The sequence below is a fragment of the Vibrio sp. V42_P2S4T144 genome (genome assembly GCF_009904715.1).
GTDB lineage: Bacteria > Pseudomonadota > Gammaproteobacteria > Enterobacterales > Vibrionaceae > Vibrio > Vibrio alginolyticus.
Genome location: NZ_WXWS01000125.1, coordinates 1 through 10,299 on the forward strand (window position 1 = coordinate 1; position 10,299 = coordinate 10,299).

General features: G+C 44.4%; 9 protein-coding genes and 1 other annotated feature. Of the genes, 4 read left to right on the forward strand and 5 right to left on the reverse strand.

Annotation, left to right across the window (positions count from 1 at the left end; genetic code table 11):
* Positions 1-40 precede the first annotated feature (40 nt).
* Together CAG68_RS04125 and tyrA are read left to right on the forward strand one after the other, a co-directional pair.
* Complete coding sequence (locus CAG68_RS04125) at positions 41-1,117, forward strand: 3-deoxy-7-phosphoheptulonate synthase (RefSeq protein WP_005381904.1); 1,077 nt, start codon at positions 41-43, stop codon at positions 1,115-1,117.
* Positions 1,118-1,138: 21 nt separating this feature from the next.
* On the forward strand, positions 1,139-2,266 hold the full coding sequence (gene tyrA / locus CAG68_RS04130) for a bifunctional chorismate mutase/prephenate dehydrogenase (protein WP_086046539.1): 1,128 nt from the start codon (positions 1,139-1,141) through the stop codon (positions 2,264-2,266).
* Positions 2,267-2,343: 77 nt separating this feature from the next.
* On the opposite strand, the gene CAG68_RS04135 is transcribed toward tyrA, so the two are convergent.
* The 3 genes from CAG68_RS04135 to ettA all read right to left on the reverse strand — a co-directional run bounded on the left by CAG68_RS04135 (position 2,344) and on the right by ettA (position 5,642).
* Positions 2,344-3,345: a M23 family metallopeptidase gene (locus tag CAG68_RS04135; RefSeq protein ID WP_005381900.1), complete on the reverse strand. Its 1,002-nt coding sequence runs from the start codon at positions 3,343-3,345 to the stop codon at positions 2,344-2,346.
* A gap of 39 nt (positions 3,346-3,384) precedes the next feature.
* Positions 3,385-3,744 (reverse strand): PilZ domain-containing protein, encoded by a 360-nt coding sequence (locus CAG68_RS04140; protein WP_086046540.1) that lies wholly within the window; start codon positions 3,742-3,744, stop codon positions 3,385-3,387.
* Positions 3,745-3,974: 230 nt separating this feature from the next.
* Positions 3,975-5,642, reverse strand: coding sequence for an energy-dependent translational throttle protein EttA (gene ettA / locus CAG68_RS04145; protein ID WP_005381894.1), 1,668 nt, complete (start codon positions 5,640-5,642; stop codon positions 3,975-3,977).
* 364 nt (positions 5,643-6,006) lie between these two features.
* Here ettA and sltY point away from each other — a divergent pair, with 364 nt between their 5' ends.
* Entirely contained in the window at positions 6,007-7,953 is a 1,947-nt protein-coding gene (sltY, locus tag CAG68_RS04150; protein WP_042521869.1) for a murein transglycosylase, read from the forward strand.
* A gap of 13 nt (positions 7,954-7,966) precedes the next feature.
* Positions 7,967-8,275 carry a trp operon repressor gene (gene trpR / locus CAG68_RS04155; RefSeq protein WP_005381892.1) on the forward strand — a complete coding sequence of 103 codons (309 nt, stop codon included), beginning with the start codon at positions 7,967-7,969 and terminating at the stop codon, positions 8,273-8,275.
* A 110-nt stretch (positions 8,276-8,385) separates the two neighbouring features.
* Here trpR and yjjX read toward each other — a convergent pair whose 3' ends face one another.
* Both yjjX and pheA read right to left on the reverse strand, forming a co-directional pair.
* Positions 8,386-8,919, reverse strand: coding sequence for an inosine/xanthosine triphosphatase (yjjX, locus tag CAG68_RS04160; protein ID WP_025768441.1), 534 nt, complete (start codon positions 8,917-8,919; stop codon positions 8,386-8,388).
* Between the two features lie 24 nt (positions 8,920-8,943).
* Positions 8,944-10,122: a prephenate dehydratase gene (gene pheA / locus CAG68_RS04165; RefSeq protein WP_086046542.1), complete on the reverse strand. Its 1,179-nt coding sequence runs from the start codon at positions 10,120-10,122 to the stop codon at positions 8,944-8,946.
* 12 nt (positions 10,123-10,134) lie between these two features.
* Positions 10,135-10,256 (reverse strand) — a sequence feature (Phe leader region).
* Between the last annotated feature and the right edge of the window lie 43 nt (positions 10,257-10,299).

The window sequence follows — 10,299 nt, forward strand, 5'->3', positions numbered from 1 at the left end:
GGTTTGGTTGGGTGTAAAAATAAATATACAGGTTAGAGTTATGCAGAAAAGTGAGTTGAGCAATATTAATATTATCGAAGAACAGGTTCTTATTACTCCGGAGGAACTAAAAACCAAGCTTCCTTTGAGTGAAAAAGCACGTCGCTTTATTCAAGAGTCTCGTCAAACTATCGCTAATATTATTCACAAGAAGGATCACCGCCTGCTTGTTGTATGCGGTCCATGTTCTATCCACGACGTAGAAGCGGCGAAGGATTACGCAAAGCGCCTTAAAGCACTCTCTGAACAACTAAGTGACCAACTGTATATTGTTATGCGTGTTTACTTTGAGAAGCCGCGCACCACGGTCGGCTGGAAAGGCCTGATCAATGATCCACACCTAGACGGCAGTTTCGATATTGAACACGGTCTGCATGTTGGACGCGAACTTCTGGTGGAGCTGGCAGAGATGGAAATCCCGCTCGCGACTGAGGCTCTAGACCCAATTAGCCCACAATACTTGGCGGATACTTTTAGCTGGGCAGCCATCGGTGCTCGTACGACGGAGTCACAAACTCACCGTGAAATGGCAAGCGGCCTGTCTATGCCAATCGGTTTTAAGAATGGCACGGATGGCAGTTTGGCAACCGCAATTAACGCGATGCAAGCTGCGTCCTCTAGCCACCGTTTTATGGGAATTAATCGTGAGGGACAAGTCGCACTATTAACCACCCAGGGCAATGCTAATGGACATGTGATCTTACGTGGCGGCAAGCAAACTAACTACGATTCGGTATCCGTCACTGAGTGTGAGCAAGAGATGGCGAAATCTGGTCTTGATGCTTCATTAATGGTGGATTGCAGTCACGCCAACTCACGTAAAGATTACCGTCGCCAGCCACTAGTCGCGGAGGATGTGATTCATCAAATCCGTGAAGGCAATAAATCTATTATCGGTCTTATGATTGAAAGCCATATCAATGAAGGAAATCAATCTTCTGACTTAGCTCTTGAAGAGATGAAATACGGTGTATCTATCACTGACGCATGTATCAATTGGGATTCAACTGAGGCACTATTACGTCATGCACATGAAGAGCTAGTGCCTTTCTTAGAAAATCGTCTAAAGGCTAATTAATACAGGATTTAAGGAACATCAATGGCAGTTGAACTTAACGCATTACGCGATCAGATTGATGCAGTCGACAAGCAAATGTTGGAGCTATTGGCTCAGCGTTTAGCGCTCGTAGAGAAAGTTGGGGAAGTAAAAAGCGAACATGGTTTGCCAATTTATGCTCCAGACCGCGAAGCGGCGATGTTAGCTTCTCGTCGCGCTGAAGCTGAAAAAATGGGAATTCCTCCACAGCTTATTGAAGATATTCTGCGTCGAACAATGCGTGAGTCTTATGCCAGCGAGAAAGATTCCGGTTTTAAGTGTTTGAACCCTGATTTACGCTCAGTTGTTATTATTGGTGGTAATGGTCAATTGGGTGGCCTCTTTGGGCGTATGTTCAAATTGTCGGGCTACCAGGTCAAAGTTCTCGGTAGTAAAGACTGGGATCATGCAGATGAGATTCTAGACAACGCGGGTTTAGTCGTGGTCACGGTGCCGATCCATCTAACGGAAGGGGTGATCGAAAAACTGGGGAACTTGCCGCCAGACTGTATTCTGTGTGACCTGACTTCTATCAAGTCGAAGCCTCTGCAAGCAATGTTGAATGTGCATCAAGGTCCTGTGGTTGGTTTGCACCCAATGTTTGGCCCAGATGTTCCGAGCCTTGCCAAGCAGGTTATTGTGTACTGTGATGGCCGTGGTCACGAGCATTACCAATGGCTATTGCAACAGTTTGGGATATGGGGCGCAAGCTTGTGCCAAATCGATGCACAAGAGCACGATCATGGCATGACGTTGATTCAGGCGTTGCGCCACTTCACGTCGTTTGCTTACGGTATGCACCTAAGCAAAGAGAACCCGAACATCGATCAGTTGTTGAAGTTAAGCTCGCCAATCTACCGCCTTGAATTGGCGATGGTGGGACGACTGTTTGGTCAGGATCCGAACTTGTACGGTGATATCATTTTCTCTTCTCAAGAGAATATCGATATGATCAAGCGATTCCATCAGCGTTTAGGTGATGCGGTAGCGATTCTGGATAGCAGAGACAAAGCGCGATTCATCGAAAGCTTTAAGCAGGTGAGTGATTGGTTTGGTACTTATTCTCAACAATTTATGAATGAGAGCCAAAACTTACTCAAACAGGCGAATGATAATATTCATCGCGGCTAATCACGGGTCATTTAGCCGTGCAGAGTCCGAAACAAAAAGAGCAGCGTAAGCTGCTCTTTTTCGTGTTGATGGACAAATCAGTTCGTCGCAGTATTACTCGTATCTTCACTTGATACTGTGTTGATACTGGTATCGCGATAGGGTGAATTGGTTAAATTGACTTGTAGGCGTACAACGTTATCAATCAATTGAACCAAAGGTCCCCATTTCACTTTTTTCTCTTTTTCAAAGACGTCATTGAAGTTTTCTGGCGTCCACTCCATTAAGTATTGAGGGTTGAGTGCTCGTCCGAGGAAGCGTACTTCATAGTGCAAGTGTGGCCCTGTGGAGTTGCCAGAGTTACCGCATTGAGCAATGATGTCGCCTTTACTAACAAACTGACCGCTTTTCACTTTGAAGCGTTGTAGATGAGCAAAGGAGCTCATAAAGCCAAATGAGTGACGAATGGTGACATAGTTACCATAACCACGATTGCTCGGGCGAACGGTTTCCACCACACCGTCAGCCGGTGCCAGGATCTCTTCTCCTCTTTTACAAGTCAGATCGATACCAGTATGAACATGCCTCTTACCTGAAATCGGATTAATACGACTGCCGTAAGAAGAAGAAATACGTTGGTATGTGACTGGGCTGTCATTTGGTATCAAACGGAACATCGTCGCTCGAACAGCAGAATCGATAGCGGCTGCGTCAATTCGCTCCTCTAACCCCATGCTGTTCTCATCGATCATCAACTCTTCGTCTGCGAGACCTAAAACCGATTCAACGTCGAATACCCGTTTGCCCAATAGCTGAATTTGATTGTTTTTGTCCGTCAAAGACTGGGAAAGCGAATGATTGGTATCAAGCTGCTCTTCGTAAAGAGCCGTCACTTCGGCCTTTTCACTTTCCAGTTTGGCGATGATTTGTGTTAGTTCGTCTTTATTGTGCATCTGCTGCTGATTAAGGTACCACGCGCCACCAACGACGGCGGGTAATGCCAATACTGAAGCAAATACTGCTAGGACCGAACTGCGGCCCAAATAGAACTGCTGATCGCCGTCTTTCGTCGGGATCTGCATGATGATTTTTTTAGACATAGTTATTGTTACTTAAATAGGCGTTCATTTATTTTTCTCCTAAAAACCAGAGAGGTGCTCTAACTCTCGATTCAGAAGGTCGTTATTGCCTACATTCAATTCTATAAATCGTTTTAGTTGGCTAATGCTTTCGATGTCTATCTTAGCGATCTTCAACCTAATCTCACACTTAGAGACATTCACAATTTGCGCTTTTAACGTAATCACTTGTTCGGATTGATCAAATGAAAAAGTCACATGGACTGGAAGGGTTGGATCCAAAGCCTCAGTCTCTTCCACTTGCATGAGTAAACCATGCAAGGAAAGATCTTGAATCCTAGCTTCAATTGCCAAGTCACGTTGTTCTATCTTAGCTGGAGCTTGATGGAGAATACGTGAAAAGCGTCGTCTCTCTGTCATATGAATATTCTCGTCAGGTCGTCAAACAGAATTGAATAGTATATCAATACGAACAAAAAATGTTCGATTGTTGTTTGAAAAGTGTCGAGGTCGCTACAGAGTGACGTAAGTGCTATGTCATGTTCTTAACGAACGAGACGGGCTAATGAGCTCTTTTTATAACAAAGAAAACAAAGGCCGCTATGATAGCGGCCTTTGTACAAATTACAATCAAACTTTGTGGGTTGCGATTACTTTGCAATACGCTTGTATTTGATACGGTGTGGTTCTGCGGCTTCAGGACCCAATGTTTTCTTCAACCAATCCATGTACTCTGTGTAGTTACCTTCGTAGAAGTTAACTTGGCCTTCGTCACGGTAGTCAATGATGTGAGTCGCGATACGGTCAAGGAACCAACGGTCGTGCGAGATAACCATTGCACAACCAGGGAACTCTAGTAATGCTTCTTCTAGAGCACGCAGTGTTTCAACGTCAAGGTCGTTGGTTGGTTCGTCGAGTAGCAACACGTTACCGCCCGCTTTAAGAAGCTTCGCAAGGTGGACACGGTTACGCTCACCACCCGATAGTTCACCAATAATTTTTTGTTGGTCACTGCCTTTAAAGTTAAAGCGTGAACAGTATGCGCGAGCTGGGATTTCGAAGTTGTTGATCTTAATGATATCAGCACCTTCAGAGATCTCTTGGAATACGGTTTTAGAATCGTCCATGCTGTCACGGAACTGATCGACCGATGCCAGTTTTACTGTATCGCCCATCTCAATTGTGCCCGAGTCTGGTTGTTCAGTACCACTTAACATCTTGAATAGCGTCGATTTACCTGCGCCGTTAGCACCGATGATACCAACAATTGCACCTTTAGGGATGCTGAATGACAGGTCATCAATCAGAACTCGACCGTCAAATGACTTGGTCAGGTTCTTCACTTCAATAACCTTATCACCTAGACGCTCACCTGGTGGGATAAATAGTTCATTGGTTTCATTACGTTTTTGGTGATCAGAGCTTTGCAGTTCTTCAAAGCGAGCCATACGTGCTTTTGACTTCGCTTGACGACCTTTAGGGTTTTTACGTACCCACTCAAGCTCTTTCTCGATAGTCTTTTGGCGAGCACTCTCTTGGGAGGCTTCTTGTTGTAGACGAGCGTCTTTTTGCTCTAGCCATGAGGTGTAGTTGCCTTCCCATGGGATACCTTCACCACGGTCCAGTTCTAAGATCCAGCCCGCAGCGTTATCTAGGAAGTAACGGTCGTGGGTGATGGCCACTACGGTACCTGTGTAATCCACTAAGAAGCGCTCTAGCCAAGCAACTGATTCTGCATCTAGGTGGTTGGTAGGTTCATCAAGCAATAGCATGTCTGGCTTAGAAAGTAGCAAGCGACAAATAGCCACACGGCGGCGTTCACCACCTGATAGGTGCGCAATTTTTTGGTCCCATTCAGGTAAACGTAGTGCGTTTGCTGCACGCTCAAGCGCATTTTCTAGGTTATGACCATCTTTCGCTTGGATAAGAGCTTCTAGCTCGCCTTGCTCTTTTGCAAGTGCGTCGAAGTCTGCATCTGGTTCAGCGTATGCTGCGTAGACTGCGTCCAAACGTTTCAGAGCGTCAGCAACGTCAGCAACCGCTTCTTCAACAACTTCACGAACGGTTTTTGATTCGTCTAATACTGGTTCCTGAGGTAGGTAACCTACGTTTAGACCAGGTTGTGGACGCGCTTCACCGTCGATATCCGTGTCGATACCTGCCATGATACGTAGCAGTGTGGATTTACCTGCACCGTTCAGACCTAAAACACCGATTTTCGCACCAGGGAAGAAGCTCAGAGAGATGTCTTTAAGAATTTGACGCTTAGGTGGCACAATTTTGCTCACCCGCGACATGGTATATACGTATTCAGCCATTGCCGATCGTTCCTAAATTAACTGTCATTCAAACCCATCATTTTATACCAAGTGTTTTGTTTTTGTTACCGCATTGCAAGAATTTCCCTAACGAATGGATTTCTTATTTTGAGCTGACCGGAAACTTACACGGTTAGGGTATACACTTTTGTTATTCGTTAAGAATGACGAAGTGTTTTCTATGCGAGTTAGAAACGCTTTGTCTCCATCGTCTTAAAAGTTTGACGAGTACAATTTTTAATACACTAAGTTGCTTTACATGGACATCTGCATTCTGTGTAAATAGATGCATGTGTGAAAATTGCCTTAACATCACATGAACTCTAACAAAACTAGGCTTTAGGGCAGTATATGTCTGGGGAAAATGACACAAATGAGATTCAACGTATCTGAATTGGCTAAAAACGTATGCTGCGCCGCCGCGTTGTGTGCTATGAGTTTGAGTGCTAATGCCGCGCTGAGTTTGGAAAAGCAGCGCGAAGTATATGAGCAAGCTCAAGATTTATTAGATAAAAATGACATCGACGGATACCTTTCGATTCGTCCTAAAATTTCTGACTATCCACTAACGCCTTATGTGGATTACCGCACTTTTATTAGACAGTTACCGGAAAAGTCACCACAACAGGTAAACGAGTTTATTTCTGAGCACGAGTCTTTTCCATTTTCTCGTCGAGTTCGCGCTCCATACCTCAATCATCTTTATAAGCAAAAAGATTGGAAAACTATTACTGAGTTTCAAAAAGTCATTCCTAGTGGTGAGCGTTACCAATGTATTTTCTACGTCGCCCAGTTAAAGCAAGGCAAGAAAGTCGCGGCATTTAAAGGGGCTGAACATATGTGGTTACGTGGCATCAGCATTGCTGATGAGTGTGACCCATTATTTGCGGCATGGGACAAGGCGGGTGAGCGTACCGATGAACTGATTCTACAGCGTATGTTACTGGCGTTTGATGCTCGTAATGGCGGTTTGATGAGTTACTTGCTCAAACTGCCTAAATCAGCGCAGGCAAAGCAACAAGCCAAAGAAATGAAAGCGTTGTTTGATAATCCTTCAAGTGTTGCGGAATTCGCGAAGAAAAAACCTGCGAATGATTTTAATCGAGCGCAAAGTGAATATGCGTTAGAAAAGTTGGCTCGTATGAACACTAGCCAAGCACAAGGTGCGTACGATGCCGTCATTAAAGGACAGAAGTTTTCTCCAGAAAAAGCGCAAGAACTTGCCGACTATATTGCATTTCGATTGACTCGTACGGAGTCTGAGTCATTAGCTAAATGGCGCGATGATAAAACGAAAACCAGTCAGTACTTACCGTTGATTGAAACGCGCATCCGCTTAGCGATTCAAAATGCAGATTGGAAAGGCGTACAAGAGTGGATTGCTGTTCTAAATAAAGAAGAACAAGCCACGCTACGCTGGCAATATTGGCTTGGAAGAAGTGAAATAGCGTTAGGTGATGACATCGCGGGGAAACAGCGTTTAGCAACTCTGCTTGGGCAACGAAACTTCTACAGTGTGGCTGCCGCCAATGCAATCGGGCAATCAATCAAATACCCAACGCATACGGTTAAGTTGGATAAGAAAGTTGTTCAACCCTATCAAGACTCGTTAGCTCGTATCGAAGAGTTGATCGCGACGGATAAAATCGCAGCAGCGAAGAGTGAATGGGCACACTTACTGCGCCGCGTAGGGAAAGATGAAAAGGCGATGTTGGCGGCTTATGCATCATTTAAACGTTGGCATCACCTAACGGTGACCGCGAGTATTCAAGCGCAGATGTGGGATAATATCGAACTTAGGTTCCCAATAGCACACCGCTGGTGGTTTAACTTTTATGCGAAAAAGCACAACATTGATCCCGTCACGATGATGTCTCTCGCTCGACAGGAAAGTGCGTTAGATGTTGAAGCCCGCTCTCCAGTTGGCGCTCGTGGTCTTATGCAGATCATGCCTGCGACGGCGAAGTACACGGCACGTAAATATAAGTTGAGTTATCAAGGTACGCAGGATCTCTACAATGTAGGAAAAAATATCGAAATTGGTAGCCATTATTTGCAAGGTTTATTAGAGGATTACGATAATAATCGTATTTTTGCTCTTGCTGCTTATAATGCAGGTCCTAACAGAGTAAAAACGTGGCGAGAGCGTACCCAAGGAAAAGTGGATGCTTATGCCTTTATTGAGGCAATTCCATTTAAAGAGACGCGCGGTTATGTACAAAACATCTTGATGTTTGAAACATACTATCGTGATCTTTTGGGTATCGATGGCGCGTTCTTGAATCAACATGAGATCAATACCAAGTATTGAGTGAGGTAACTTGATGTCGCACGAACCCGAGTACAAAGACTGGCAACAGATTATTGAGCTAATTCGAACAAGTATGGGCACCCAGCAAGATGACATGCTGTTAACAATGCTGATGTCACGTGATGAGAGAGAGTCATTAATATCACGCGTTAATATAATTAACGAACTTCTTAAAGGAGAATTATCTCAACGTCAGATCAGTCAGATGCTTGGTGTGGGCATTGCCACCATTACTCGTGGCTCTAACGAACTAAAGTCGAAATCTGATGAAGAAAAAGACAAGTTGAAAGTCTTGTTAGAACAAGTTGCGGTATCTAAGTAGACAGTATATCCAATTTGCTTTTAGGCCTTGGTGTTACAATTGACTAAGATAACGTATTACAAAGGGCGGAAATATCCGCCCTTTTGCGTATCTAGAGAATAGGCTGAGTGTTATAAATTTGAAGGAAAGTGCTCAGGGTTTGTGAATGGAATCAAAGCCAGAATCAAGGCTTGGTGATAGACCGAGCTTCGAGTTAGCTGGTTTTGGGTTAGTAGGCTAATAGCGCCACCTTTCTGTTTGATGTTATCAGTACCAAACACTTTGTCCATTACATCTCCCAACTCATTCGCATCCTTGAGTTTTTCCAAGACTTTTGGCGGCAACATTAAGCTTGCAGAACGAGATTCACCGCGGTGAGTCTCTGACTCAACCACCATCCAAGCAAACGTCACGTTTGCTTCAATTCCCGCTTCGAGACCGACATAGTAATCCGCGTTTGGCATCTCTACTTTTGCGTTTTTAACGCGGTTTAGCGCACCACGATGAGTTTCTTCATTCGTCATGGGCTGATCTGCGACCTCACTCGGTACACTGATGCCAACGAAGTTGAACTCTTGATGCGGAAATGCATTACGAAATGCACTTTGAACTGCATTAATTTTGGCTGGGTTTAGCGATGCGATTACGACTTTTTGGGTTGCCATGATCTTTTTACTCACTGGTGTCTATTAACTCAATTTTACTTGCGTAGGCTTTACGTTCTCACTCGGGTAACAGCCTAATACTTTCAAGTGCTTAGTGATTTTTGTTAGCTCTTCAAGTGCCTGTTGCATTTCTGTCGAAGCAAGATGTGATGTCAAGTCTACGTAGAACATCTCTTCCCACGGGTTCCCCATAATTGGGCGTGATTCCAGCTTGGTCATATTGATGCCGTAACGTTGCAGCACTAATAGTGTTTCAACCAATGAGCCTGCCTCTTGGGAGGTCGACATGATCAATGTGGTTTTTGCTGGAATCTGAGTAGAAACTTCAACCGGTTTACGAGCAACCACGATAAAGCGAGTATGGTTTTCGGTTTGGTTTGCGATGTTGCCTTGAATTGCTTGCAAGCCATATAGCTTACCGCTTGATGCATTACCAATTGCAGCCACATCATCACGATCCATCTCTTGGACTTGCTGCATTGCATCTGCTGTGCTCGCGCAGGATTCCAGCTTTACCCCTTTCATACGGCTTAAAAACTCACTGCACTGTTGGTGTGGCTGAGGGTGAGAATACAGCGTTTTAATATCTTCCAGACGAATGTCTTTTTTCGCAACCAAGCAGTGTTCGATTGGTTGAGTTAGCTCTCCAACGATGTAAAGCGTCGTGTGTTGTAGTAAGTCATACACTTCATTAATAGAGCCTGAGCTGGTGTTTTCGATTGGCAGAACGCCATAATCAGCATGGCCAGATTCAACCGTTTGAGTCACTTCTTTAAAGTGCTCGCAGTTGAGCTCGATAAGCTCCGTATTTTTACGACTGAAGTATTCGCGACTTGCCAAGTGCGAATAAGAGCCTTTGGCTCCTAAAAAAGCGACGCGAGCAAGTGGCTTACGGCTTTGCTGTGGGTTAACGAGATTTTGCAGATAACTTTGTTGAAGCAGAACTGAGTCTTCAATGATGGTATGGAAAAGTTTGGTGATGTACTGCGCGTCAAGTTCGTATTTATCTTGGCCATTAGAAATCAGCTTGACCAATAATTGCTGTTCACGGACGGCGTCGCGAACAGGCTTTGAGGTTTGTACTTTGCTTTTGGCTACTTCAATGCTGAGTTTACGGCGCTCAGACAATAAGCTGAGAAGTTGGTCATCCAACTCATTCAAGCGTAAACGAATTTCTTCGAGGGAAATAGGTTGGTCAGTCATCAATTCTTTCCTTATAAAAAAGCCTCCCGATTTGGGAGGCTTTCTGTTTGTTTTTGACTTTTCTTTCACAAACGAGTTCGCCCCTCCAACTATGGGAGGAAAAAGAAGTCAAAAATAAACAGTGAGGTTAAATGCATAAATAGTGCTTAATTTATGAGTGTTTAAACACAATAAGCA

Excerpts from the sequence above, each read along its gene's own strand:
- ettA (WP_005381894.1), bottom strand. The coding sequence starts at position 5,642 with ATGGCTGAATACGTATATACCATGTCGCGGGTGAGCAAAATTGTGCCA.
- yjjX (WP_025768441.1), bottom strand. The coding sequence starts at position 8,919 with ATGGCAACCCAAAAAGTCGTAATCGCATCGCTAAACCCAGCCAAAATT.
- pheA (WP_086046542.1), bottom strand. The coding sequence starts at position 10,122 with ATGACTGACCAACCTATTTCCCTCGAAGAAATTCGTTTACGCTTGAAT.
- CAG68_RS04135 (WP_005381900.1), bottom strand. The coding sequence starts at position 3,345 with ATGTCTAAAAAAATCATCATGCAGATCCCGACGAAAGACGGCGATCAG.
- CAG68_RS04140 (WP_086046540.1), bottom strand. The coding sequence starts at position 3,744 with ATGACAGAGAGACGACGCTTTTCACGTATTCTCCATCAAGCTCCAGCT.
- sltY (WP_042521869.1), top strand. The coding sequence starts at position 6,007 with ATGACACAAATGAGATTCAACGTATCTGAATTGGCTAAAAACGTATGC.
- CAG68_RS04125 (WP_005381904.1), top strand. The coding sequence starts at position 41 with ATGCAGAAAAGTGAGTTGAGCAATATTAATATTATCGAAGAACAGGTT.
- tyrA (WP_086046539.1), top strand. The coding sequence starts at position 1,139 with ATGGCAGTTGAACTTAACGCATTACGCGATCAGATTGATGCAGTCGAC.
- trpR (WP_005381892.1), top strand. The coding sequence starts at position 7,967 with ATGTCGCACGAACCCGAGTACAAAGACTGGCAACAGATTATTGAGCTA.